This is a genomic window from Pseudomonas sp. NEEL19 (assembly GCF_028751975.1).
Classification (GTDB): Bacteria; Pseudomonadota; Gammaproteobacteria; order Pseudomonadales; family Pseudomonadaceae; genus Aquipseudomonas; species Aquipseudomonas juntendi.
Genome location: NZ_CP081491.1, coordinates 5,069,332 through 5,094,755, shown reverse-complemented (window position 1 = coordinate 5,094,755; position 25,424 = coordinate 5,069,332). Strand labels below are relative to the sequence as shown.

Annotated in this window: 24 protein-coding genes; 19 read left to right on the top strand and 5 right to left on the bottom strand. The window is 62.9% G+C overall.

Annotated elements, in window-relative coordinates:
- The first annotated feature begins 250 nt into the window (after positions 1-250).
- The 11 genes from K4A76_RS22615 to K4A76_RS22565 all read left to right on the top strand — a co-directional run bounded on the left by K4A76_RS22615 (position 251) and on the right by K4A76_RS22565 (position 12,496).
- Entirely contained in the window at positions 251-1,339 is a 1,089-nt protein-coding gene (locus K4A76_RS22615; protein ID WP_110679977.1) for an efflux RND transporter periplasmic adaptor subunit, read from the top strand.
- Entirely contained in the window at positions 1,336-2,403 is a 1,068-nt protein-coding gene (locus K4A76_RS22610) for an efflux RND transporter periplasmic adaptor subunit (RefSeq protein ID WP_274411190.1), read from the top strand. The genes K4A76_RS22615 and K4A76_RS22610 overlap by 4 nt, the downstream gene beginning before the upstream one ends.
- Positions 2,400-5,453, top strand: coding sequence for an efflux RND transporter permease subunit (locus tag K4A76_RS22605; RefSeq protein ID WP_274411189.1), 3,054 nt, complete (start codon positions 2,400-2,402; stop codon positions 5,451-5,453). Before K4A76_RS22610 ends, K4A76_RS22605 begins: the two co-directional genes overlap by 4 nt.
- Positions 5,454-5,696: 243 nt before the next feature.
- Positions 5,697-5,879: a sulfur starvation response protein OscA gene (gene oscA, locus K4A76_RS22600; RefSeq protein ID WP_110679511.1), complete on the top strand. Its 183-nt coding sequence runs from the start codon at positions 5,697-5,699 to the stop codon at positions 5,877-5,879.
- A gap of 48 nt (positions 5,880-5,927) precedes the next feature.
- On the top strand, positions 5,928-6,935 hold the full coding sequence (locus K4A76_RS22595) for a sulfate ABC transporter substrate-binding protein (protein ID WP_274411187.1): 1,008 nt from the start codon (positions 5,928-5,930) through the stop codon (positions 6,933-6,935).
- 242 nt (positions 6,936-7,177) lie between these two features.
- Complete coding sequence (cysT, locus tag K4A76_RS22590) at positions 7,178-7,996, top strand: sulfate ABC transporter permease subunit CysT (RefSeq protein ID WP_274411186.1); 819 nt, start codon at positions 7,178-7,180, stop codon at positions 7,994-7,996.
- Between the two features lie 11 nt (positions 7,997-8,007).
- A complete protein-coding gene (cysW, locus tag K4A76_RS22585) occupies positions 8,008-8,880 on the top strand; it encodes a sulfate ABC transporter permease subunit CysW (protein ID WP_009683703.1) in 873 nt (290 codons plus the stop codon).
- A gap of 3 nt (positions 8,881-8,883) precedes the next feature.
- Positions 8,884-9,873, top strand: coding sequence for a sulfate/molybdate ABC transporter ATP-binding protein (locus K4A76_RS22580; RefSeq protein WP_009683702.1), 990 nt, complete (start codon positions 8,884-8,886; stop codon positions 9,871-9,873).
- 202 nt (positions 9,874-10,075) lie between these two features.
- Positions 10,076-10,657: an alpha/beta hydrolase gene (locus tag K4A76_RS22575; RefSeq protein ID WP_274411185.1), complete on the top strand. Its 582-nt coding sequence runs from the start codon at positions 10,076-10,078 to the stop codon at positions 10,655-10,657.
- Between the two features lie 49 nt (positions 10,658-10,706).
- A complete protein-coding gene (locus K4A76_RS22570; protein ID WP_274411184.1) occupies positions 10,707-11,549 on the top strand; it encodes a sigma 54-interacting transcriptional regulator in 843 nt (280 codons plus the stop codon).
- Positions 11,550-11,710: 161 nt separating this feature from the next.
- Positions 11,711-12,496 carry a MetQ/NlpA family ABC transporter substrate-binding protein gene (locus tag K4A76_RS22565; protein WP_274411183.1) on the top strand — a complete coding sequence of 262 codons (786 nt, stop codon included), beginning with the start codon at positions 11,711-11,713 and terminating at the stop codon, positions 12,494-12,496.
- 162 nt (positions 12,497-12,658) lie between these two features.
- On the opposite strand, the gene K4A76_RS22560 is transcribed toward K4A76_RS22565, so the two are convergent.
- Positions 12,659-15,022, bottom strand: coding sequence for a penicillin acylase family protein (locus tag K4A76_RS22560; protein ID WP_274411182.1), 2,364 nt, complete (start codon positions 15,020-15,022; stop codon positions 12,659-12,661).
- An 85-nt stretch (positions 15,023-15,107) separates the two neighbouring features.
- On the opposite strand from K4A76_RS22560, the gene K4A76_RS22555 reads away from it, so the two are divergent.
- On the top strand, positions 15,108-15,674 hold the full coding sequence (locus K4A76_RS22555; protein WP_274411181.1) for a sugar O-acetyltransferase: 567 nt from the start codon (positions 15,108-15,110) through the stop codon (positions 15,672-15,674).
- Here the strand turns inward: K4A76_RS22555 and K4A76_RS22550 are convergent.
- The gene (locus K4A76_RS22550; RefSeq protein ID WP_029887610.1) at positions 15,653-16,222 is read right to left on the bottom strand and encodes a DUF6436 domain-containing protein; all 570 of its coding nucleotides are present in this window, start codon (positions 16,220-16,222) and stop codon (positions 15,653-15,655) included. The genes K4A76_RS22555 and K4A76_RS22550 overlap by 22 nt on opposite strands.
- A 217-nt stretch (positions 16,223-16,439) precedes the next feature.
- Here K4A76_RS22550 and K4A76_RS22545 point away from each other — a divergent pair, with 217 nt between their 5' ends.
- The gene (locus K4A76_RS22545) at positions 16,440-17,366 is read left to right on the top strand and encodes an alpha/beta hydrolase (protein WP_274411180.1); all 927 of its coding nucleotides are present in this window, start codon (positions 16,440-16,442) and stop codon (positions 17,364-17,366) included.
- On the opposite strand, the gene K4A76_RS22540 is transcribed toward K4A76_RS22545, so the two are convergent.
- Positions 17,367-18,119: a hypothetical protein gene (locus K4A76_RS22540; protein WP_274411179.1), complete on the bottom strand. Its 753-nt coding sequence runs from the start codon at positions 18,117-18,119 to the stop codon at positions 17,367-17,369.
- A 113-nt stretch (positions 18,120-18,232) separates the two neighbouring features.
- Here K4A76_RS22540 and K4A76_RS22535 point away from each other — a divergent pair, with 113 nt between their 5' ends.
- On the top strand, positions 18,233-18,865 hold the full coding sequence (locus K4A76_RS22535) for a 2OG-Fe(II) oxygenase (protein ID WP_054913349.1): 633 nt from the start codon (positions 18,233-18,235) through the stop codon (positions 18,863-18,865).
- Positions 18,852-19,343, top strand: a complete 492-nt coding sequence (locus K4A76_RS22530) for a DUF523 domain-containing protein (protein ID WP_009683690.1) — start codon at positions 18,852-18,854, stop codon at positions 19,341-19,343. The genes K4A76_RS22535 and K4A76_RS22530 overlap by 14 nt, the downstream gene beginning before the upstream one ends.
- A 72-nt stretch (positions 19,344-19,415) precedes the next feature.
- On the opposite strand, the gene K4A76_RS22525 is transcribed toward K4A76_RS22530, so the two are convergent.
- The gene (locus K4A76_RS22525; protein ID WP_054913340.1) at positions 19,416-19,904 is read right to left on the bottom strand and encodes a transporter substrate-binding domain-containing protein; all 489 of its coding nucleotides are present in this window, start codon (positions 19,902-19,904) and stop codon (positions 19,416-19,418) included.
- 224 nt (positions 19,905-20,128) lie between these two features.
- On the opposite strand from K4A76_RS22525, the gene K4A76_RS22520 reads away from it, so the two are divergent.
- The gene (locus tag K4A76_RS22520; RefSeq protein ID WP_054905149.1) at positions 20,129-20,605 is read left to right on the top strand and encodes a DUF4399 domain-containing protein; all 477 of its coding nucleotides are present in this window, start codon (positions 20,129-20,131) and stop codon (positions 20,603-20,605) included.
- 151 nt (positions 20,606-20,756) lie between these two features.
- Here K4A76_RS22520 and serA read toward each other — a convergent pair whose 3' ends face one another.
- Positions 20,757-21,986, bottom strand: a complete 1,230-nt coding sequence (serA, locus tag K4A76_RS22515; protein WP_009683687.1) for a phosphoglycerate dehydrogenase — start codon at positions 21,984-21,986, stop codon at positions 20,757-20,759.
- Between the two features lie 171 nt (positions 21,987-22,157).
- Between serA and K4A76_RS22510 the strand changes: the two genes are divergently transcribed.
- From K4A76_RS22510 to K4A76_RS22500, 3 genes are all read left to right on the top strand, one after another.
- Positions 22,158-23,555, top strand: a complete 1,398-nt coding sequence (locus K4A76_RS22510) for an FAD-binding oxidoreductase (protein WP_029887615.1) — start codon at positions 22,158-22,160, stop codon at positions 23,553-23,555.
- 25 nt (positions 23,556-23,580) lie between these two features.
- Entirely contained in the window at positions 23,581-24,246 is a 666-nt protein-coding gene (locus K4A76_RS22505) for a fumarylacetoacetate hydrolase family protein (protein WP_009683685.1), read from the top strand.
- 210 nt (positions 24,247-24,456) lie between these two features.
- The gene (locus tag K4A76_RS22500; RefSeq protein WP_274411178.1) at positions 24,457-25,377 is read left to right on the top strand and encodes an SdiA-regulated domain-containing protein; all 921 of its coding nucleotides are present in this window, start codon (positions 24,457-24,459) and stop codon (positions 25,375-25,377) included.
- The last annotated feature ends 47 nt before the right edge of the window (positions 25,378-25,424 follow it).

Sequence of the window (25,424 nt, the reverse complement as noted above, 5' to 3'; positions counted from 1 at the left end):
TTGGTGGTTTCCGGATATAACTGAAGCATGTGCTTGGCTGTACCGGCCCTTTCGCGGGCACGCCCGCGCCTACAGGTACAGCGCAAGTCTCAGGGGCTGCGCTTTTCCTGTGGGAGCGGGCGTGCCCGCGAAGAGGCCGGCGCAAGCGCCGAAACTGCCGAACTGACCCCCGTCAGTGATGTTTATCGAACCCTGAACTACGCTGACAGTCGCATCCCACAAACCATTTGTGCGCAAGCAAGGAGCCTGCATGACGTTGATACGTCCGCTGTCGGTCGTTTGCCTGGGGCTGCTGTGCATGCTCGCCGGGTGTAGCAAGGAAGAGGTGCCTGAAACATTGCCGCGGGTGGGCGTGCAGCAGGTTCAACCCACCGATTTCGCCGCCAGGGTCACCCTGACCGGCGATGTACAGGCGCGGGTGCAGACGGACCTGTCGTTCCGTGTGGGGGGCAAGATCATTTCGCGCAGCGTCGATGTGGGTGACCACGTCAAGGCCAACCAGGTGCTCGCACGCCTGGACCCGAAAGACCTGCAGAACAACGTGAATTCGGCCAAGGCCGAGGTGTTTGCCGCGCAGGCGCGGGTCACCCAGACCCGTGCGGCCTTCGTGCGCCAGCAAAAACTGCTGCCCAAGGGCTACACCAGCAAAAGCGAATACGATGCCGCCGAAGCGGCGCTGCGCAGCAACCAGAGCGCGCTCAAGGCGGCCCAGGCGCAACTGGCCAGTGCCAATGAACAACTCGGCTACACCGCGCTGGTCTCCGAGGCCGCCGGGGTGATCACCGCGCGGCAGGCCGAAGTAGGCCAGGTGGTGCAGGCGACCATGCCGATCTTCAGCCTGGCCGTCGATGGCGACCGCGATGCCGTGTTCAATGTGTACGAATCCTTGCTGGTGGCACCGCCCGGCAACGCCGAAATACTCGTCCGCCTGCTGGACGACCCCAAGGTCCAGGCGCGCGGCGTGATCCGCGAAATCACGCCCACCGTGTCGGCGCAAAGCGGCACGGTACAGGTCAAGGTGGCCCTGAAGGATGTACCCGCCGAAATGCAGCTGGGCGCGCCGGTGACGGCCAGCACCACTACCGTGGGGCGGCCGAGCATCGAGCTGCCGTGGTCGGCCTTGACCAAGGCCCTGCATGCACCTGCCGTGTGGGTAGTGGGTGAGGGTGACAAGGTCGAACTGCGCAAGGTCGAAGTCGGCCGCTACCTGACTGGCAAGGTGGTCATCGCCAGCGGCTTGCAGGCGGGCGAAACCGTGGTGGTCAACGGCAGCCAGCTGTTGCACCCCGGCATGCAGGTGGAGAAGGTGGATGCCAAACGCCCAGGGGGTGAGCTATGACACGGCTGCTGCTGATACTGTCAGCCGGCATGCTGCTGGCTGCCTGCGAGGGTGACGAGCAAGCCCCAGAGCCGATCCGGCCGGTGCTGTCGGTGAAGGTCGAGCCGCAGGTGCAGACGCAACTGGGCCGCTTCGCTGGCAATATCGAGGCACGCTTCGAGAGCACCTTGGGCTTCCGCGTTGCCGGGCGCATTGCCCGGCGTTGGCTGGACGTGGGAGCCCAGGTCAAACCGGGCGATACCTTGGCCACCCTCGACCCCACCGACCAGCAGAACCAACTGCGTGCCGCCGAAGGCGACCTGGCCAGGGTGCAGGCGCAATGGATCAACGCCCAGGCCGATGCCCGTCGCCAGCAACAGCTGTACGACCGTGGGGTGGGGGCCCAGGCGCAGCTGGATGTCGCCCAGACCAACCTGAAAACCACCAGCGCGACGCTGGAGCAGGCGCGCGCCTCTGTCAGCCAGGCCCGTGACCAGCTCGGCTACAGCACCCTGCGTAGCGACCATGCAGCGGTCATCACGGCCTGGCAGGCCGAGGCCGGGCAGACGGTCACCGCAGGGCAGGCCGTGGTGACCCTGGCCCGGCCTGATGTGAAGGAGGCGGTGATCGACTTGCCGATCAGCCTGGCAGAGCAACTGAACAAAGGGCTGACCTTCACCGTCGCCTCGCAACTCGACCCGACCATCAATACCACCGCTACCCTGCGCGAGCTGGAGCCGCAGGCCGACCCCACGACCCGTACCCGCCGTGCGCGCCTGACCTTGGCAAACACCCCGGCAGCCTTCCACCTGGGCACTGCGGTCAGTGTGACCCTGACCTCGCACGTGTCGCCGCGCAGCGAGCTGCCCTTGAGTGCCTTGCTCGAACGCGATGGCAAGACCCAGGTGTGGGTCATCGACACCCGGCAGAAAACAGTCGGCACCCGTGACGTGACCCTGATCGACCGTACTTCCGACAGCATCGTCGTGGCCTCTGGCGTGCAGCCTGGTGAACGTGTGGTGACTGCGGGCGTGAACAGCCTCAAGCCTGGCCAGAAGGTCGCTTTCGACGAGGATGCGCAATGAAAGGAAGCTTCAACCTGTCCGACTGGGCACTCAAGCATCAATCGTTCGTCTGGTACCTGATGTTCGTCGCCCTGTTGATGGGGATTTTTTCCTACTTCAACCTGGGCCGTGAAGAAGACCCGTCGTTCACCATCAAGACCATGGTCATCCAGACCCGCTGGCCCGGTGCGACCCAAGACGAGACCCTGTACCAGGTCACCGACCGTATCGAGAAGAAGCTCGAAGAACTCGACTCGCTCGACTACACCAAGAGCTACACCCGGCCGGGCGAATCCACGGTCTACGTGTACCTGCGTGATACCACCAAGGCCGAGGATATCCCGCAAATCTGGTACCAGGTGCGCAAGAAGATCCAGGACATCCGTGGCCAGTTCCCTGCTGGCATCCAGGGGCCTGGGTTCAACGACGAGTTCGGCGATGTGTTCGGTTCGATCTATGCCTTCACCGCCGACGGCCTTACCCTGCGCCAGCTGCGTGACTATGTGGAGCAGGCCCGGGCAGAAGTGCGTGATGTACCCAATATCGGCAAGATCGAGTTCATCGGCACCCAGGATGAAGTGCTGTACCTGAACTTCTCCACCCGCAAGCTGGCCGCCCTGGGCATTGACCAGCGCCAGGTGATGCAGGCCCTGCAAGCGCAGAACGCGGTCACGCCGGCGGGGGTGATAGAGGCCGGGCCAGAGCGCATCTCGGTACGAACCTCCGGGCAGTTCGCCTCCGAAAAGGACCTGCAAACCGTCAACCTGAAGATCAATGACCGCTTCTTCCGCTTGGCCGATATTGCCGCTATCGAGCGCGGTTATGTCGACCCGCCTTCACCGATGTTCCGCTACAACGGCCAGACCGCCATTGGTCTGGCCATTGGCATGAAGGCCGGCGGCAACGTGCAGGCGTTCGGCGCCGCACTGAAAAACCGCATGGACCAGGTGATCCAGGACCTGCCGATAGGCGTTGGCGTGCATACCGTGTCGGACCAGGCCGTAGTCGTCAAGAAGGCGGTTGGCGGCTTCACCAGCGCGCTGTTCGAAGCGGTGGTGATCGTGCTGGCGGTAAGCTTTGTCAGCCTTGGCATGCGCGCGGGGCTGGTGGTGGCCTGCTCGATACCCTTGGTGCTGGCGATGGTGTTCGTGTTCATGGAATACAGCGGTATCACCATGCAGCGGATTTCGCTGGGCGCGCTGATCATTGCCCTGGGCTTGCTGGTGGACGATGCGATGATCACCGTGGAGGTCATGGTCACCCGGCTGGAAATGGGCGACAGCAAGGAGCAGGCGGCCACGTTCGCCTACACCTCCACGGCCTTCCCGATGCTTACCGGTACCCTGGTCACGGTGGCCGGCTTCGTGCCGATCGGCCTTAACGCCAGTTCCGCAGGCGAGTACACCTTCACCTTGTTCGCGGTAATCGCCGTGGCCTTGCTGGTGTCCTGGGTGGTGGCGGTGTTCTTCGCCCCGGTGCTGGGGGTGCACATTCTGAGCAGCAGCAAGGTCAAGGCTCACGAAGCCAAGCCTGGGCGCGTGGCCAGGGCGTTCGAGGGTGGGCTGCTGTGGTGCATGCGCCATCGCTGGCTGACCATCATCGGTACCATCCTGCTGTTTGCCCTGGCGCTGTTCAGCATGCGCTTCGTGCAGAACCAGTTCTTCCCCGCGTCGGACCGCCCGGAGATCCTGGTCGACCTGAACCTGCCGCAGAACGCTTCAATCGAGGAGACGCGCAAGGTGGTCGACCGCTTCGAAGCGCGCCTCAAGGACGACCCGGACCTGGTGCACTGGAGCACCTACATCGGCCAGGGTGCCGTGCGGTTCTATCTGCCGCTCGACCAGCAGTTGCAAAACCCGTATTACGCCCAGCTGGTGATTGTCAGCAAGGGCCTGGAAGAGCGCCAGGGCATGATCGAGCGTTTGCAGAAAATCCTGCATGAAGAGTTCGTCGGCATCGGCACCAACGTGCAATCGCTGGAAATGGGCCCACCCGTGGGGCGGCCGATCCAGTACCGCGTCAGCGGCACCAGTATCGACGAGGTGCGCAAGCACGCCATCGACCTGGCGACCTTGCTCAACCAGAACCGCAACATAGGCGAGATGATCTACGACTGGAACGAGCCGGGCAAAGTACTGCGCGTGGACATTGCCCAGGACAAGGCGCGCCAGCTGGGGCTGTCGTCGGAAGATGTGGCCAACGTGATGAACAGCATCGTCAGCGGTGTGCAGATCACCCAGGTCAACGACAGCATCTACCTGATCGACGTGGTCGCGCGTGCCGAGGACAGCGAGCGTGGTTCGCCCGATACCCTGCAGAACCTGCAGATCCTGACCTCCAACGGCACCTCGATTCCGCTGCTGTCGTTCGCCACCGTGCGCTACGAGCTGGAGCAGCCGCTGGTATGGCGGCGTGACCGCAAGCCAACCATCACCATCAAGGCCTCGGTCAACGGCGACATTCAACCCACCGACCTGGTGGCGCAACTGAAGCCGAAAATCGACGAGTTCGCCAGCAAACTGCCGCTAGGCTACGAAGTGGCCACGGGCGGTACCGTGGAGGAGAGCGGCAAGGCCCAAGGGCCGATCGCCAAGGTCATCCCGCTGATGCTGTTCCTCATGGCCACGTTCCTGATGATCCAGCTGCACAGCGTGCAGAAGCTGTTCCTAGTGATCAGCGTGGCGCCACTGGGGCTGATCGGCGTGGTGCTGGCACTGGTGCCCACGGGCACGCCGATGGGCTTTGTGGCCATTCTCGGCATCCTGGCGCTGGCCGGTATCATCATCCGCAACTCGGTGATTCTGGTTACCCAGATCGATGAGTTCGAGGCGCAGGGCTATGCCCCTTGGGACGCGGTGGTGGAGGCCACCAACCACCGTCGCCGGCCGATCCTGCTGACGGCAGCCGCAGCGAGCCTGGGCATGATCCCGATTGCACGTGAAGTGTTCTGGGGGCCGATGGCCTACGCCATGATTGGCGGCATCATCAGTGCAACGCTGCTGACGCTGCTGTTCCTGCCGGCCTTGTACGTGGCCTGGTACAAAATCCGCGAGCCACAGAAGCAAAGCTGAAGGCTCAAGGCCCTATCGCCGGCAAGCCAACTTCCACAGGTGCCTCACAAAACTGAGAGGCAGTGACACGCCTGTGGGAGCCGGCTGGCCGGCGATAGGGCCTTCGTACCAGCAAAGAAAATGGTTATATAAAAATTCTTAAATAGTATTTTTAAGAATAAAACAGCCTCTCTATTATTGCCCTCAAGCCAGGCAATACCCCTTCAAATCCCCGCCCGGCATCTCACGCCAAGGAGAACGAGCATGAGTGCATCGCTGCGTAATATTGATGGTCAGGACGAAGCCAGCCTTTTGCGGGAGATCCAGAACGCCCTGCGCGACCTGCGCTTCGGCGCGGTGGAGATCACGGTGCATAACGCTCAGGTCGTGCAGATCGAGCGCAAGGAGAAGTTCCGCCTGCAACAGCCGGGCAACAAGGCCGGCTGAGCCCACCCCCCTTTCAAAACTAGAACAAATGCCATCGGGAGCTTCACCATGTCCATCCGCCGTTATGCGCTCGCCGCCCTGGCCAGTGCCGTTTTTGCCGGTTCCGCCATCGCCAAGGATTACGAACTGCTGAACGTGTCATACGACCCCACCCGTGAGCTGTACCAGCAATACAACGCCGAGTTCATCCAGCATTGGCAGCAGGCGCACCCGGGCGACACGGTGAAGATCCAGCAATCCCACGGTGGCTCGGGCAAGCAGGGCCGGGCGGTGATCGACGGTCTGCGCGCTGACGTGGTGACCCTGGCGCTGGCCGGTGATATCGACGAAATCGCCAAGCTGGGCAAGAGCTTGCCGGATAACTGGCAAACCCGCCTGCCGGACGCCAGCACCCCCTATACCTCGACCATCGTGTTCCTGGTGCGCAAGGGCAACCCGAAAGGCATCAAGGACTGGGGCGACCTGATCAAGAACGACGTGTCGGTGATTACCCCCAACCCGAAAACATCTGGCGGCGCACGCTGGAACTTCCTTGCCGCCTGGGCTTACGGCCTGAAAACCGGCGGCAGTGAAGACAAGGCCAAGGCCTACGTGCAGGAACTGTTCAAGCACGTGCCGGTGCTGGATACCGGCGCGCGCGGTTCTACCATCACCTTCGTCAACAATGGCCAGGGTGACGTGTTGTTGGCCTGGGAAAACGAAGCGTTCCTGGCACTGAAGGAAGACGGCGGTGCCGACAAGTTCGAGATCGTCGTGCCGTCGCTGTCGATTCTTGCCGAGCCGCCGGTGGCGGTGGTGGATAAGAACGCCGAGAAGAAAGGCAATACCGCGATTGCCACCGAATACCTCAAGCACCTGTACAGCCCGGCCGGGCAGAAAATTGCCGCCGAGAACTTCTACCGCCCGCGTGATGAAAAGGTCGCTGCCGAGTTTGGCAAGCAGTTCCCGAAACTGGACCTGGTGACCATCGACAAGGACTTTGGTGGCTGGAAGACTGCACAACCGAAATTCTTCAATGATGGCGGTGTGTTCGACCAGATCTATCAGGCACAGTAACGGTGACGCGGTCTCTGTGGGAGCGGGCGTGCCCGCGAAGAATCCAACGCGGTGGCTGGCACCGGCTACGCCGGTGTTCGCGGGCATGCCCGCTCCCACAAGGACCTCGCTAAATCAATGAGTTATGTATTGTTCTGTGGGAGCTGGTTTGCCGGCGATGGGCTGCAACGCAGCCCAGGATTCAAAAGCCTGTACCGACCCCGGATCGATACTGGGCCGAGTGCATTCAACCAGGGATATTTATGTCACGTCGCATTTCCCCCGTCATACCCGGCTTCGGGCTGACGCTGGGCTACACCTTGGTGTACCTCAGCCTGATCGTGCTGATACCGCTGGCGGCCATGTTCATCCATGCCTCGCAGCTGACCTTCGAGCAGTTCTGGAACATCATCAGTGCGCCGCGGGTAATCGCCGCGCTCAAACTGAGTTTCGGCACTGCCCTGTTCGCGGCCATCATCAATGGTGTGATCGGCACCCTGCTGGCCTGGGTGCTGGTGCGCTACACCTTCCCGGGGCGCAAGGTCATCGATGCGATGATCGACCTGCCGTTCGCGCTGCCCACGGCCGTTGCCGGTATTGCCCTGACCGCGCTCTACGCCCCCCAGGGCTGGGTCGGTCAGTTCGCCACCGACCTGGGCTTCAAGATCGCCTACAGCCCACTGGGCATCACCCTGGCGCTGACGTTCGTCACCCTGCCGTTCGTGGTGCGCACCGTGCAGCCGGTTCTGGCCGACATTCCGCGTGAAGTGGAAGAGGCTGCGGCCTGCCTGGGTGCCAAGCCGCTGCAGGTGTTCCGCCACATCCTGGCGCCGGCCCTGCTGCCCGCCTGGCTGACCGGCTTTGCCCTGGCTTTCGCCCGTGGCGTGGGCGAGTACGGTTCGGTGATTTTCATTGCTGGCAACATGCCAATGAAGACCGAGATCCTGCCGCTGCTGATCATGGTCAAGCTCGACCAGTACGACTACACCGGGGCCACCGCCATTGGCGTGCTGATGCTGGTGGTTTCCTTCATCCTGCTGCTGCTGATCAACCTGCTGCAGCGCCGTATCGAAACCCCTTGAAGGAGGCCGGCATGTCCAGTTCATCCCTGAGTGCAAGCGCGGCCGCCAACGCCGCCCGCCGTGGCAGCGCCACTTCGCGGCGTATCCTGATCGGCCTTGGTTGGCTGGTGTTCGTGCTGTTTTTGCTGTTGCCACTGGTCATTGTGGTATCGCAGGCGCTGAAGAACGGTTTTGGCACCTTCTTCGAGGCGATCCTCGAACCCGACGCCTTGTCGGCGCTGAAACTGACCCTGCTCGCCGTGGCCATCTCGGTGCCGTTGAACCTGGTGTTCGGGGTAAGCGCCGCTTGGTGCGTGAGCAAGTACACCTTCCGCGGCAAGAGCATCCTGGTCACCCTGATCGACCTGCCGTTCTCGGTGTCGCCGGTGATCGCCGGCCTGGTCTACGTGCTGATGTTCGGCGCGCAGGGCCTGTTCGGGCCGTGGCTGCAAGACCACGATATTCAAATAGTCTTCGCCCTGCCGGGCATCGTTTTGGCGACCATTTTCGTCACCGTGCCGTTCGTGGCCCGTGAGCTGATCCCGCTGATGCAGGAGCAGGGCACGCAAGAGGAGGAGGCCGCGCGGCTGCTCGGCGCCAACGGCTGGCAGATGTTCTGGCACGTGACCCTGCCGAACATCAAATGGGGGCTGATCTACGGCGTGGTGCTGTGTACTGCGCGGGCCATGGGCGAGTTTGGCGCGGTGTCGGTGGTGTCCGGCCACATTCGTGGCGTGACCAACACCCTGCCGCTGCACGTGGAAATTCTCTACAACGAGTACAACCACGTCGCAGCCTTCAGCGTGGCCAGCCTGTTGCTGATCCTGGCGCTCTTCATCCTGCTGCTCAAGCAGTGGAGCGAGAACCGTATTAACCGCCTGCGCCACGGCGCCGCGGAGGAATGACTCATGTCGATCGAAGTTCGTAACGTCAGCAAGCGCTTCAACAGCTTCCAGGCCCTGGACAACATCACCCTGGACATCAACAGCGGCGAGCTGGTGGCCTTGCTCGGCCCTTCCGGCTGCGGCAAGACCACCTTGCTGCGCATCATCGCCGGCCTGGAAACCCCGGACCAGGGCAACATCGTGTTCCATGGCGAGGACGTGTCGGGCCGCGACGTGCGCGACCGCAACGTGGGGTTCGTGTTCCAGCACTACGCACTGTTCCGCCACATGAGCGTGTTCGACAACGTGGCGTTCGGCCTGCGCATGAAGCCCAAGGGCGAGCGCCCCAGCGAAAGCAGGATCGCCGAGAAAGTGCATGAGCTGCTGAACATGGTGCAACTGGACTGGTTGTCCGACCGCTACCCTGAGCAGTTGTCGGGTGGCCAGCGCCAGCGCATCGCCCTGGCCCGGGCACTGGCGGTGGAGCCCAAGGTGCTGCTGCTGGATGAGCCGTTCGGTGCGCTGGATGCGAAGGTGCGCAAAGAGCTGCGCCGCTGGCTGGCGCGGCTGCACGAGGACATCAACCTGACCTCGGTATTCGTCACCCACGACCAGGAAGAAGCCATGGAGGTGGCAGACCGCATCGTGGTGATGAACAAAGGCGTGATCGAGCAGATCGGTTCGCCGGGCGAGGTGTATGAGCAACCGGCCAACGATTTCGTGTACCACTTCCTCGGTGACTCCAACCGCCTGGCATTGAGCGAAGGGCACCATGTGCTGTTCCGGCCGCATGAGGTGTCTTTGTCGCGCCATGAAACCGAAGGCCACCATGCGGCCGAAGTGCGCGACATTCGGCCGTTGGGCGCGACCACCCGGGTGACCCTGAAGGTGGAAGGGCAGAGCGAGTTGATCGAAGCCGAAGTGGTCAAGGACCACGATAGCCTGACCGGTCTGGCGCGTGGGGAGACGCTGTTCTTCCGGCCGAAGGTTTGGCAGAAGGTGGCGGATATCTGAGTCGCGGTGGCTGATGCAAAGCCCGGGGTTGGTCCCGGGCTTTTTTGTGCCTGTGAGATTGCCGGGGCTGCTTTGCAGCCCGTCGCGGCGCAAAGCCGTGCATGGAATTTTGGTTATTAATAAATAGCTTCTTATTCCTTTACGAATATAACCCTGTCCTTATACTGGCCTCCAAGCACGCAAACTTCCTGGAGGCGTCCCCATGCGCAATGAGTCGATTCGATACCTGATTGTGCCGGGCTGGCATGGATCGCCAGGCAACCACTGGCAAAGCCACTGGCAGCGCACCCTGCCCAACAGCGCGCGGGTCGAGCAGCATGACTGGTTGACCCCGCAACGCCAGGACTGGGTGCAGGCGCTGGAACAGGCGATTGCCGCCGAGCCCTCGCCAGTCATCCTGATCGCCCATAGCCTAGGCTGCATCACCGTCGCCCATTGGGCCGCGCAGGCCAGCCCGGCGTTGCTGCGGCGGGTGAGGGGGGCGTTGCTGGTGGCGCCTGCGGACGTCGAGCGGCCCGCCTGTGCGCCGGCGCTGCGCAACTTTGCGCCGATTCCGCTCGGGGTGTTGCCATTTCCCAGCCAGGTTGTCAGCTCGGACAACGACCCTGCCGTGAGCGTGCCGCGGGCGTTATACCTGGCCCAGGCCTGGGGTGCCGAAGCGGGGTTGCTGAGCAACGCCGGGCACATCAACGTCAAGTCCGGGCATGAGCGCTGGGAACAAGGCTTCGCCTACTTGTATCGCTTGCAAAGCCGGGTCGAGCAGCGCGCACTGCGCCGCGCCTGATTGGCCCCTGTACGCCCGGCCACCGCAGGCCTGGGGCGGGAGTTTTTTCATGACTTTTCGAAACCCGTTTGGCCAGCCGCTGCTGACCTTTCCTGAACTGGACAAAAGCCCCTTGAGCATCCGTGCCAAGGCATTGGTGTTCATCGACCCACGCTCGCAGCGGCTGCGCGATGAGCTTGAGCTCCTGGCGCCGCAACCCTTGCCGGTGCTGATTCGTGGCGAGACCGGTACCGGCAAGGAGCTGCTGGCGCGGCAAATCCACCGTACCAGCGACCGTAGCGGGCTGTTCGTGTCGGTCAACTGCGCGGCCATCAGCTCGACCTATGCCGACGCCGAGTTGTTCGGCTATAGCGCTGGCAGCCATGGCGGTACGGCCAGCAGCCGCGCCGGCTGGTTTGGCTCGGCCAACGGCGGCACGCTTTACCTGGACGAAATCGCCGACTTGCCGCTGGCCATCCAGGGCAAGCTGCTGGCAGCGCTGGAGAACCGTGAGGTGATGCGTGTTGGGGCGCAACAGCCACAGCCGGTGGATGTACGGCTGGTAGCCGCCAGCAGTATCGACCTGGCTCGGGTGGTGCGTGCCGGTCGCTTCCACGAGCGGCTCTACCACTACCTGCATGAAGGCGCGCTGGAGCTGCCGCCATTGCGCGAGCGGCCAGGCGATATCCTGCCGTTGGCCGAGTATTTCGTGGGTATCTACAGTGCCCGGCTGCAGCGCCCGGTGCCCCTGGTGAGCGAGGCCGCGCAGCAGGTGCTGGAAGCCCACCCGTGGCCGGGCAATACCCGCGAGCTGGAGAATGTCATTCACTTTGCCTTGCTGGTAAATGATAGCGACGAGCTGTTGCCCCATGACCTCGACCTGCCAAGACCGCTGGCTAGCCATGGCTCATAAGCAAAACCCGTAGTGACTGTATTTTTTGGAATAAGCAGCGAAATAAAAGATATTGTTACGGAATAAAAATTCTAGGTATTGTCCGCCTCACGCCCACTGGTGAAGCGGTTGGGCAGCCGATTCGCCATCGCCGATGGCCCAGATTCAGAATAAGGACCACCATGAAGAAGACCCTGCTGACCACCGCCCTGGCCGCCGCCCTGACGTTTTCCGGCCTGGCCGCCGCCGCCGAGAAACTGGTGGTTGCCGCTACCCCGGTACCGCACGCCGAAATCCTCGAGCTGATCAAGCCTACCCTGGCCAAAGAAGGGGTGGACCTGCAGATCAAGGTCTTCACCGACTACGTGCAGCCGAACGTGCAGGTGGACCAGAAGCGCCTGGACGCCAACTACTTCCAGACGCTGCCTTACCTGAAGAGCTTCAACGAAGGCAAGGGCACCCACCTGGTAACCGTGGTTGGCGTGCACGTCGAGCCGTTCGGTGGCTATTCGAAGAAGGTCAAGAGCCTGAGCGAGCTGAAAGAGGGCGCCACCGTTGCCATTCCGAATGAAGGGAGCAACAGCGGGCGTGCACTGATCCTGCTGCAGAAGGCCGGCCTGATTACCCTGAAGGACCCGAAGAACGCCCTGGCTACCCCCAAGGACATCGCCGAGAACCCGAAGAACCTGAAGTTCCGCGAGCTTGAGTCGGCCATGCTGCCACGCGTGCTGGACCAGGTGGACCTGGACATGATCAACACCAACTACGCCCTCGAAGCCGGCTTGAACCCGGCCAAGGATGCGCTGGTGATCGAAGGTGCCGACTCGCCGTACGTGAACTTCCTGGTCGCGCGCCCGGACAACAAGGACAGTGATGCGATGCAGAAACTGGCCAAGGCCCTGACCAGCCCGCAAGTGAAGGCGTTCATCGCCAAGAAGTACCAGGGCGCCGTACTACCGGCGTTCTGATCCGCCAGCAGTCATCGAAAAAACGCCGACGCCCATGTGTCGGCGTTTTTGCTTCCGGCCGCAGCGCCCCTACCAAAGCGCCATCTTGTAGGAGCGGCCTTGTGTCGCGATGGGCTGCAAAGCAGCCCCGGCAATCTCAAAGCGACATAGCAACCAGAGCAATCACTGCGCCGGCACCAGCCTGAGCGTGCTCTGCGCCGGAATCACCCCCATCTGCGCCTTCTGATACCGCCCTTGCACATACCCTTCGGCCTGGTCTGCGTAATGCCGGTCGAAGGGCACGCCACTCTGCCCGACCGGGTTGCTGGTCAGCGCCTGCCCGGCATCGGCAAAGTCGATCAGCCGCCGCGTCGAGGGCCCGTAGGTGACCGGCCATGGCGCCGGGCCGATTTTCGCCGACAGGTTGTTCGGTACCTCATGTGTACCGGGGGCGGCGAATGGCCCAACGTTGAACAGCAGGTTCAGCGGCTTTTTCACCCCCAGGGGGTGGTTGTGGGTCAAGGTATGGGCCTTGCCCCACTGCCAGCGCGCCGGGTCGTCGCCCAGGGTGTCGCGCAGGTGCTTCAGGCTGTTGTGCCATGCCGTACGCACCACTTGGGTCCGGTCGGTGCGCTGGTCGCCACCCCGGGTATTCCACCAGGGCGAATCGGCATCCGCCGCCAGCCGTGGCAAGGCGGCGTCGATGGCGCGGGTACTGATCAGTACCGGGAACCAGGTATCGCCCAGTTCATCATGCAGGGCCGAGTAGGCCAGCTCGTAAAGGAACTGGTTGAACAGGGTGGCGCTGGTCGAGTCCAGTGGGTAATCGCCCGCCCAGGCGGCCAGTTGTTCCACCAGTTCCTTTTCTTCATCACCTTCGGCTATGGCGCGCAGTGTCGCCAGCAGCGGGGCCAGCGTGCGCGGGCCATAGTCGCTGGTGGTGTCCAGCTGTAGCGCCTGGCTGTTCTGGGTGTCCCACTTCAGCTCAGGGTTGGCCAGCTGGCGATCGAGCTGGCGGCCACGATCGGGCAGGTTGTAGTACCCCGGTATCGGCACCGCCGCCGGTGGCTGGTAATTGGCCGAGACGATATAGCCGCGGGCCGGGTTCTCCTGCTGCGGGTTGGCGCTGAAGGGGTAGAAACCGAGCTTGTCGGCCTGGCTGCTGGCGCCGTCGAGGATGAACGCCGGGTCGACGCCGGCTGGGCGTATCGGCAACTTCGCGGCCGCCCACCAGCCGATATCACCGCGGGCGTTGGCCCAGACAAAGTTCAGCCCCGGCGCATGGACCTTGGCTGTGGCTTCGCGCATCTTGCCCAGGGAGTCGGCGCGGTTGAGCTGGTAGAAACCTTCGAGGATCGGGTTTTCGGTTTCGAGAAACGCCCACCACAGGGCTACTGGCGTGGTGCCGGCGATATTGCCCAGTACATCGTTGACGATGGGGCCATGGGGCGAGCGACGCAGGTTGAGGGTGACTGGCGCTTCACCCTTTACCGCAATCTGCTGCTGGGTGGTTTCCAGTGTGTGCCACCGGCCATCGACCATTACCTGGTTGCTGTCGGCCGGGTTGGTGCGTTCGGCGATCAGGTCGACATCATCGTTCTGGAACATGGTCAGGCTCCAGCCGAAGTCGCGGTTGTGGCCGAGCAGGGCGAACGGGTTGAGCGCCTGGAAGTAGCCGTACAGGTTGAAGCCGGGTGCCGACAGTTCGGCCTCGTACCACACCGCCGGTACTGCAAAACTGATGTGCGGGTCGCCTGCCAGCAACGGCCTGCCACTGCGTGTGCGGCTACCGGCGACGGCCCAGGCATTGCTGCCCTCGAACTGCGGAATGCCGGCATCGCCCAGTGCTTCGTGGCTGAGCCGGGCCAGGCCTTCGAGGCTGCGCCAGTCGGCCGCCGCCAGCGGTTTGCCCAGGGCCCCCTCGGGCTGCCAGCCCAGATCGAAAATGTTCAGGTAGTCAGGGCCCAACTGGTCGCGGATGTAGGTCAGCGCCGGTTCGGTGCGAAACGCTGCGGCAAAACTGTACGCCAGGTAGCCGGCGATACTCAGGGTGTCTTCGGCGGTGAACGGGCGTGGGGTGATACCGAGCAGGTCGAACTCCACCGGCTTGGGGTGGCTGGCCTGCCAGCGGTTGACCCCGTCGAGGTAGGCTTGCAAAGCCAGGGCGGCCGGCGATTGCGGGTCCTGGCGCCTGGCCATCAGGGCGGCTTGCTCGCGTATGCGCAGGCTGCGGAACAGCGTGTCGGTGGGCAGCAGCTTGTCGCCCAGCACCTCGGCCAGTTCGCCACGTGCCAGGCGGCGCATGATCTCCATTTGAAACAGCCGGTCCTGGGCATGCACATAGCCCAGCGCACGGTACAGGTCCGCCTCGTTCTGCGCTTGCAGGTGCGGCACGCCGCGGCTGTCGTAGCGCACGCTGACCGGTGCCTGCAGGCCGGCCATCGCCACTTCGCCTTCACGCTGTGGCAGCTTGCCCTGTGCATACCAGTAACCAGCGCCAGCGGCGGCGGCAACAACCACGGCCAATAGGGTCAGGCTGCGCTTCATGCAGACTCCTTGAGCTATCTACGAAAAAAAAGGGTCCGACCTTGGGTGGATGCGCGAACGAGCATAGCCCCAGGAAGGAGTTTCCATGGCACTCAGCGAAAAACAGAAGATGCTTACCGGCCAGCTCTATCACGCTGGCTGCCCTGAATTGCAGGCCGAGCAGATCGCCAGCAAGCACTGGATGCACCGCTACAATAACAGCGTGGAACTGCTTAACGACGCCCGTCATGGCTTGCTGCGCGAACATTTTGGCCACGTGGGCGAGGGCACCGTGATCCGCCCACCCTTCTACTGCGACTATGGCTACAACATCCGCGTCGGCCGCAACACCTTCATCAATTTCAACTGCGTGATGCTCGACGTGGTGCCGGTGTCTATCGGCGATGACTGCCAGATCGGCCCCAATGTGCAGATCTACGCCGCCGACCACCCGCTGGACCCCGACGTGCGGCGCAGCGGGCTGGAAAGCGGGCGCCCCGTGACCATTGGCAACAATGTGTGGATCGGCGGTGCGGCGATCATTCTGCCGGGTGTGACCGTTGGCGATAACGCGGTGGTCGGTGCCGGTAGCGTGGTGACCCGGGATGTGCCGGCCGGTGCCACGGTGGTGGGTAACCCTGCACGGGTGCGTCAGCCTGCCCAAGGGCAATAGCAGCCAACCGCCAGGGTATTGGAGGCACTGACCTGGCGGCCGTCGAGCAGTGCCTTGAGAATAGGTTCGATGAAGCTGTTGCTGGCATTGCAGACAGCGCCTTCGCTGTAGGGGCCGAAATAGGCCAGGCGACCTCGCCGATCCCAGATGGCCACGGCCGGCGTGGCGGGCAGGTGTTCGCTACCGGGCAGGCTGCCCAGCGGTAGCAGCCCGGCAAGGTTGGCCGGCAATTGGCCATGGCTGCCGGGCTTTTGCAGCACGTGGAAGGCCACGCCCTGTTCGGCGAACTGGCTGACCAGGTCGCCTAGGTGTTGCTGGTTGCCGACGTTGCACGGGCAGGCCGGGTCCCAGAAGTGCACCACGCGGATTGGGCCCGGGCCGGCCAGCTCGGCGGGGAGCTGCAACTGGCTGCCGTCGAACAGCGTGGCCTGGTTGTCGAACGGGCGCAGGTAGCGCGCCTGGAAGGTGGTGTAGACCTGCCAAAGGGTGGCGGCGCAGAGCAGCAGGGCGAGGCTCATCAGGGCAGGTTTGGCGAGGCGGGTTTGCATGGATATCTGCTGGTATTTTTGTGGTGGGTTCACTCGCCCTGTCGCCCGCAAGGCAGCCCCCACAGGTTGTCAACGGCCTGAGGCCTGGTGATATCCCTGTGGGAGCTGGCTTGCCGGCGATAGGGCCAGTACAGGTAATGCATGGCCGAAGCTTGCCACGATGCCGGCCAGAGCTGAATATCCCAGATCAATACTTGCTTCACTGTGGATGTACCCGATGCCCCCTGACTTTCAGCCCGACCGCCTGCGTGCCAGCCTGGCGCCGTTCACCGCGCGCCATCCGCTGTCGATGCGAGCGCAGGATTACCAGCGTTTCTATGGCCTGAACCTGTCGGCCCACAGCTGGCTGGGCGGTTTCCAGGCCGCGGGGTTCGAGTTGGTCGGGCAGGCTTGGCTACCCGAGCAGCCAAGCGCGACGCTGTTCCTGCTGCATGGCTATTACGACCACATGGGCCTCTATCGGCATGTGATCGAGTGGGCGCTCGGGCAAGGTTTCGCGGTCATCAGCTGCGACCTGCCCGGCCATGGGCTGTCCAGCGGCGAGCGGGCGAGCATCAGCGACTTCGCGGTGTACCAGCAGGTGCTGCAGGCGCTGTTCGAACAGGCGCGTGCGTTGCAGCTGCCGCGGCCATGGCATTTGTGCGGGCAGAGCACGGGTGGGGCGATCGCGGTGGACCATTTGCTGCACCAAGGTGCCCATAGCCCTGTGGATGGCCAGGTCATTCTGCTGGCGCCGCTGGTGCGGCCATGTGCCTGGCGGTGGTCCAAGTTCAGCTATCGGGTGCTGCGCCATTTCGTCAATGGTATCGAGCGGCGCTTCAGTGAGAACACCAACGACCCTGCCTTCCTGCCGTTTCTCCAGGCCGACCCCCTGCAACCGCGCCGGCTGCCCACCGCCTGGGTGGGGGCCCTGATCGCCTGGGTCAAACGCATCGAGGCTGCGCCCAAAAGTACGCGGCGGCCATTGATCGTACAGGGAGAGGCCGACGGCACGGTGGATTGGCCATACAACCTGGAGGTGCTGAAGACCAAGTTCGCTGAGCCGCAGATCCTGATGCTGCCCGACGCGCGTCACCACCTGGCCAACGAGCTGCCAGGCATTCGCCAGCGCTACTTCGACTTCATCGACCAGCGCCTGGGCTGATCACCTCAGCTCGTTGCTGCTCTGGCCAACCGCCAGGCCGGCACGCACCGCGGCCAGTGCCGCCTGGTAGTAGGCCTTGCCGTCGGGCGACTCGGCAAAGGTGGCGAACTCTTCCAGCTCGGCGTCGGACAGGTCGCGGTAGACGTACAGCAACGTATTGTTGAGGTCTTCGCCAATTTGCCCCATGAGCCGCTGGCGCTGACCGTCGAGCAGGCCTTGCGCCTGGCCGCCGCCGAACAGGCCGGGGATCATCGAGCTGAGGCTGTCGGCCGCCACGCCGGCGATGGCCAGGCTGACTTCGGCGCCAGCTTCGCGTGCTGGCAAGGCCTGAGCCAGGTGGCCAATGATCAGCAGGCGGTCATCGCTGGCCTGCATTTTCGGCAAGCCCTTGGCGTTTCTGGCCAGTTCATCCTTGCGCGTGGCCTTGAGCTCGGCGGCTACCACCTTGCGCCCCAGCGGCGACTGGAAGAACGCCAGGGCCGGTGCCGGGTTGGCCAGGCTGGCGCGCAGCTTTGCCTGGGCACGACGGTCTACCGCCTGGGCCTGGAAGCGCTGGTTGCTGTTGTCGACCAGCGCCTGGTACACGGCGGGCGGTAAACTGTTGCGGTAGCGCGCCTGAGCGGCGGTGAGGGCATCGTTGAAGTGGGCGCGCTGGTCGGGCCAGCCGGCAGCCTTGTACAGTTGATCCAGGTTATCTGCCCAGACAGGCGCGGTGCAGATCATCAGCAGAATCAGGGAAAACAGACGGCGCATTCAGGACTCCTGTCGGCAGGCGACCATTGTCCTTGGCCAGGCGCCGGTTTGTCGAGATATGTGCGTGTTTCTCGGCCAAGTGGCGCTGTGCGCCGCCAGGGCGAATGGATATGATGCGCGCCATGCATACTTCCCCCGAAAACCCGATGCTCGCGGCCGTCGTTGACGATCTGGCCACCCATGGCTGGTCCCAACAGGCGCTGTTTCTGCCTGTCGACCTTGCGCGCGCGTTGGCGGTCGAGTGCCGGCGCCGTTATGCCGAAGGCGAACTCAACCCGGCCGGGGTGGGGCGCGGTGATGCCCAGGAAGTACGCGAAACCATTCGCGGCGACCAGATCCAGTGGATCGACCCTGGCCAGGCCGAGGCTTGTGACCAGTACCTGGCGGCCATGGACCAGTTACGGTTGGCCATCAACCAGGGCCTGTTTCTCGGCCTGCAGGATTTCGAGTGCCATTTTGCCCTGTACCCACCCGGGGCATTTTATCGCCGGCATCTGGACCGCTTTCGTGACGACGATCGGCGCATGGTCTCGGCGGTGTTTTACCTGAACGAAGACTGGCAGCCGCAGGATGGTGGGCAGCTGCGCATGTTCCTGGCCGACGGTGCCGAGCCCCTGGTCGAGCCGCTGGCAGGTTGCCTGGTGGTGTTCCTGTCGGGTGAGGTGCCTCACGAAGTGCTGCCCGCCGGGCGTGAGCGCTTGTCGTTGACGGGCTGGTTCCGGCGGCGTGGCAATGACCCGTTCTGATTTGCCCAGGGTGCTGGTCAGCGCTTGCCTGCTGGGGCAACCGGTGCGCTATGACGGTCGCACCAGCGGCCACCCGCACTTGTTGCAGCAGTGGCAGGCCGAAGGCCGCGTGGTGCCGTTGTGCCCGGAAGTCGCCGGCGGGTTGCCGACCCCTCGGCCACCCGCGGAGATACCAGGCGGGCAAGGTGGGCAGGTGCTCGACGGCAGCACACAGGTGATCACTGTCATGGGCGAAGATGTCAGTGCGCAGTTCCTGGCCGGCGCGCAGTTGGCGCTCGTACTGGTGCGGCGGCATGGCATTGGTGTGGCGGTATTGAAGTCGGGCAGCCCTTCATGTGGCAACCGCTTGACCTATGACGGCACGTTCAGTGGCGTGAAGGTGGCCGGGGAAGGGGTCACAGCGGCGCTGCTGCGGCGGGCGGGGGTGCAGGTGTTCAGTGAGCTGGAGCTGGACCAGGCGCAGCGGGCCTTGGGGTAGCCCTGCGCCGGCTGTGGAGTGAGTGTGGGAGCCGGCTTGCCGGCGATGAGGGCGGCACAGACCGCACAAACCTCATTGCCCGGCCGCAGTCTCCTGCACACCCTTGAACCACTTCTGTTCCAGCTCGGCCGTGCGGCCACTGTCCTTCAACCGCTGCAGCGCATTGTTCAAAGCACTTTCAAACGCCGGGTTGTCCTTCTGGAACGGGATCACCAGTTTCTTCTCGCCAAACGGCAGGCTCGCGTCAAGCGGCCCGTCACTCTTGAGTGCTTCGCTCGCTGGGGTCAGCGCGACATCATACTTGCCGCTTTCCACACCCGGCAGTACCTCGTCCGCAGGGGCCTCGACAAATTCGGCACGCAGGTCGAGTTCGCGGGCCAGGTCCTGGCCAAATTCCACATCGAAACCGCTCAGCCGCTCGTCTTGCTTGAACGCATAAGGCGGGTTGTCGGCTTGTACGGCAATGCGCAGTTCGCCCCGGTCGGCGATTTCGTCGATCAGCTCCGCCTGGGCCAATGGACTGATCAGTACTGCCAGCAGTACCCCTATGGTTGAACGCATTGAAGGCCCCTTTTTCTTTTACAGGTGAATAACTTTCGTCACGGCTTTATTCCTCGCCATGATCGAACGCAGCCTAAGACCTTGGCGCCTCGGCATTGTTTAACCCTGACTTAAATTTTTCTGTCAGGCAACGTGAACACCTTGGCGCATATTTCAACTAAGGTGAACTACCGCCGCTGTTGGATGACAAGCTGCGGTCAATGAGTGAATCACAGGAGAAGTGAATGAACAGCCTATTTTCGCGTGCTGCCGTTGCCGGTTTACTGATGGGAGCGTCGGTGTTGGCCAGTGCCGCAGACGCCCTGAAGAGCCAGGAGCCGCCCAAGGATGCCAAGGTCTTCATCGTTTCCCCCGCCGATGGTGCCACCGTCGACAAGACCTTTACCGTCAAGTTCGGCATTGAAGGCATGGGCCTGAAGCCTGCCGGCGACCAGACCCCACACACCGGCCACCACCACTTGCTGGTGGATGTGGACAAAGAGCCCGTCGCCGACATGCCGCTGCCGACCAGCCTGATGCCAGAGGCCGGCACCGCACTGCCAGCCGGGCCGCAGGTGCTGCATTTTGGCAAGGCACAGACCGAAACCAGCATTACCCTGACCCCGGGCAAGCACACCCTGCAACTGGTGCTGGGTGACCAGTATCACGTGCCGTTCAAGCCGAGCGTCGAGTCGCAGAAGATTACTGTCGACGTGAAATAGGTGTTGGGCTTTTCGCGGGCTCGCCCGCTCCCACAGGGGGGGCCGCAAGCTTCGGGTTTGCGGTGATCCTGTGAGAGCGGGCGACGCCGCTTCCACCGGCAAAAAAAAAGGGAGGCCACCAGGGCCTCCCTTTTTCATGCTGCACGCAAACTCAGAACAGTACGCGGGAACGGATGGTGCCTTTGACCTGTTGAAGTTTTTCTTGCGCCAGGTCGGAGTACTCGGCGTCTACGTCGATTACCACGTAACCGACTTTCTCGTTGGTCTGCAGGAACTGACCGGAGATGTTGATACCGTTCTCGGCGAATACCTTGTTGATCTCGCTGAGTACGCCCGGGATGTTTTCGTGAATGTGCAGCAGGCGGTGCTTGCCTGGGTGCGCTGGCAGTGCCACCTCAGGGAAGTTGACCGAAGACACCGAAGTACCGTTATCGCTGTACTTGACCAGCTTCTCGGCCACTTCCAGGCCGATGTTGGCCTGGGCTTCGGCAGTGGAACCACCGATGTGCGGGGTGAGGATCACGTTGTCCAGGCCGCGCAGCGGGCTCTCGAATTCTTCGTCGTTGGAGCGTGGCTCGACCGGGAACACGTCGATGGCAGCGCCGATCAGGTGCTTGTCCTTGATGGCGGCGGCCAGGTGGTCCAGCTCGACCACGGTGCCACGGGCGGCGTTGATCAGGATCGCGCCCTTCTTCATCGAGCGGATTTCCTTCTCGCCGATCATCCACTGGGTGGAGGGCAGCTCAGGCACGTGCAGCGAGACGATGTCGGCCAGGCCCAGCAGTTCGTGCAGGCTGGTGACCTGTACGGCGTTGCCCAGTGGCAGCTTGGTCAGCGGGTCGTAGAAGTAGACCTGCATGCCCAGGTTTTCGGCCAGGACCGACAGCTGGGTACCGATCGAGCCGTAGCCGACGATGCCGAGTTTCTTGCCGCGAATCTCGAACGAGTTGGCTGCGCTCTTGATCCAGCCGCCACGGTGGCAGGAGGCGTTTTTCTCTGGGATACCACGCAGCAGCAGGATCGCTTCGGCCAGTACCAGCTCGGCGACCGAGCGGGTGTTGGAGTAGGGCGCGTTGAACACGGCGATACCGCGCTCGCGGGCAGCTTCCAGGTCCACCTGGTTGGTGCCGATGCAAAAGCAGCCAACGGCGACCAGTTTCTTGGCGCAGTCGAAGATCTCTTCGGTGAGCTGGGTGCGCGAACGGATGCCAATAAAGTGGGCATCGGCGATCTTTTCCTTCAGCTCGGCTTCCGGCAACGAACCAGTGAGGTATTCGATGTTGGTGTAGCCGGCGGCCTTGAGGGTATCGACCGCGTTCTGGTGCACACCTTCAAGAAGAAGGAACCGGATCTTGCTCTTGTCGAGAGAAGTCTTGCTCATCTGCGTAAACCTGTATCCCGGAGAAAAAATGGCGAGGGGTGATGCCAGGCGCGAGGGCGGCCTTAGCATGAACAGCGGGAGCGCTATGCTAGCATACGCGACACAATCTGAGCTTATCCCGACAGGTGAAGAGTGCTCAGGGTGACTATGAATAAGTCGAGAGTTCCAGCGATGACCCACCCCGCTGCAATTGAAGAACTGATGACCCTTGTCGACCCTGGCAAGGTCCTGACCGACCCGGCATCCCTCGACGCCTATGGCAAGGACTGGACCAAGCACTATGCACCGGCGCCCAGCGCCATCGTGCTGCCCAAGACCATCGAGCAGGTGCAGGCCATTGTCCGCTGGGCCAATGCGCACAGGGTGGCGCTGGTGCCGTCGGGTGGGCGCACCGGGCTCTCCGCGGGGGCCGTTGCGGCCAATGGCGAAGTCGTGGTGGCCTTCGACAACATGAACCGGATTCTCGACTTCAATGCCTTCGACCGCACGGTGGTTTGCCAGCCCGGGGTGGTCACCCGCCAGTTGCAAAGCTACGCCGAAGCGCAGGGCCTGTATTACCCGGTAGACTTCGCTTCCAGCGGTTCCAGCCAGATAGGCGGCAACATCGGCACCAATGCCGGCGGCATCAAGGTGATCCGCTACGGCATGACCCGCAATTGGGTGGCCGGGCTGAAGGTGGTGACGGGCAAGGGCGAGTTGCTGCAGCTGAACAAGGACCTGATCAAGAACGCCACCGGCTATGACCTGCGCCAGCTGTTCATTGGCGCCGAAGGCACGCTGGGTTTCGTGGTGGAAGCCACCATGCGCCTGGACCGCGCCCCGCGCAACCTCACCGCCATGGTGCTGGGCACGCCGGACTTCGACTCGATCATGCCGGTGCTGCACGCCTTCCAGGGCGGGCTCGACCTCACGGCCTTCGAATTTTTCTCGGACAAGGGCCTGGCCAGGATCCTTGCGCGTGGTGATGTGCCGGCGCCATTCGCCACCGACTGCCCCTTTTATGCGCTGCTGGAGTTCGAGGCCAGCACCGAGGCAGTCGCCAACCAGGCACTGGCCACCTTCGAGCATTGCGTCGAGCAGGGCTGGGTACTGGACGGGGTGATGAGCCAGAGCGAAACCCAGCTGAAAAACCTGTGGAAGCTGCGTGAGTACCTGTCGGAAACCATCTCGCACTGGACCCCGTACAAGAACGATATTTCAGTCACGGTCTCGAAAGTGCCGGCGTTTCTGCGCGATATCGATGCCATCGTGGCCGAGCATTACCCGGATTACGAAGTGGTGTGGTACGGCCATATCGGCGATGGCAACCTGCACCTGAACATCCTCAAGCCCGAGCACATGGACAAAGACGCGTTCTTTGCCTCGTGCGCCAAGGTCAACAAGTGGGTGTTCGAGATCGTCGAACGCTACAACGGCTCGATCTCTGCCGAGCACGGCGTAGGCATGACCAAGCGCGACTACCTGGGCTACAGCCGTTCGGCCGAAGAAATTGCCTGCATGAAGGCGATAAAGGCCGTGTTCGACCCTAACGGCATCATGAATCCGGGTAAGATCTTCGCTCCTGAATAAAAAGCAGCATGCAAAGGAGTCGGCCATGAGTTACCAGCACCAGTACGTAGACGGCACGCGCATCCACTTCCCGTTGGGCAAGGTGGTATGCATTGGCCGTAACTATGCCGAACACGCCAAGGAACTGGACAACCCGATCCCCAGCGAACCGCTGCTGTTCATCAAGCCCGGCAGTTGCGTGGTCGCCGCGCAAGGCGGCTTCAAGATCCCGACCGAGCGCGGATCGGTGCATTACGAGGCAGAAATCGCCGTGTTGCTGGGCAAGTCACTGTCCACGCACCCCAGCGAGGAAGAGGTGCTGGACGCCATATCCGGCTACGCCCCGGCCCTGGACCTGACCCTGCGCGACGTGCAGGCCAAACTGAAGGAAAAAGGCCTGCCATGGGAGCTGGCCAAGAGCTTCGACGGTGCCTGCGTACTGCCGCCGTTCGTCTCGGCTGCCAGCTTCCCGGACGTGACCGACATCCCGGTACGGCTGACGGTGAACGGCGAAGTACGCCAGGACGGCAACAGCGCAATGATGCTCAACCCGATCGTGCCGATGATTCAGCACATGGCCGCGCATTTTTCGCTGCTGGCGGGGGATGTGATCCTCACCGGCACCCCGGCGGGCGTGGGGCCGTTCAATGTCGGTGACGAGCTCGTGCTGGAGCTGCCGGGTGTCAGCCGCTTCGAAAGCCGGGTGCTCTGAGCCCTGTGGGAGCGGCCTTGCGTCGCGAAAGGGCCGCAGAGCGGCCCCGGCAATAGGTGCTTGACGCATGAATCCCGGGGGCGCTTCGCACCCCTTTCGCGACACAAGGCCGCTCCCACAAAGAATGCGTGTCCAGGCAGGATTTGGCGTTTTTTTCACACCCAATGCGGATAATGCGCGCATCTACGCCCACTGCTTCAGGACCCCTGCATGCCATCACCCACCAACGCCCCGGCAACCCCCAAGCGTCGTTTCTACCTGCGCTGGCCCTTTGGCCTGGCGGTGGCGGCGGTGATTGGCTACGGCGTGGCCATGGCGATGCACTGGGATGACCGTGGTGCGCTATGGTTGAAGGAAGGCTTTGAAAGCCGCGCCGAGCGCAGCGAAAGCGTATGGCTGCCGGATTACCAGGTAGACATCGATGCCAAGCCGCTGCCGGGCATGGACGATGACGAAGCGTCGGATGTGGCGTTCAACCCGCAGACCCGGACGCTGTTCGCGGTCATGGGCAAGAACCCGTTCCTGGTCGAACTGAGCCTGGACGGCGATGTGCTGCGCAAGATCCCGCTCAACGGCTGGAACAACCCGGAAGGCGTTGCCGTGCTGGAAGACGGTTACCTGGCCATCACCGACGAGCGCCTGCATGACCTGACCCTGGTCAAGGTGGACGGGCACACGGCGGTGCTCAACCACGCCGACTTCAAAAGCTATGACCTGGGGCAGTCGGTGAAAAGCAACAAAGGCTTCGAGGCCGTCGCCTGGGACCCGCTGCACCAGCGCCTGGTCATCGGCGAGGAGCGCCCGCCCAAGCTGTACACCTGGAACACCGATGGCCGCAGCCAGCTCAAGGGCGACAAGCAGCCGCTGCCAAGCGATCAGCTCGACTTGCGCAACCTCTCGGCGCTGGGTGTCGACCCGCGTACAGGCCACCTGTTGGTATTGTCGGCCGACTCCAACATGCTGCTGGAGCTGGACCAGCAGGGGCAGCAGGTCAGCTTCATGACTTTGCTCGGCGGGTTCAACGGCCTGCAGGGCACCATCCCGCGGGCCGAGGGTGTGGCGATGGACGACCAGGGCAACCTGTACATGGTCAGTGAGCCGGCATTGTTCTATCGCTTTAGAAAACCCTGAGCCAACAATCCGCTTTTTCGGATGCTGGCATTAAGCTTTATTTCAGT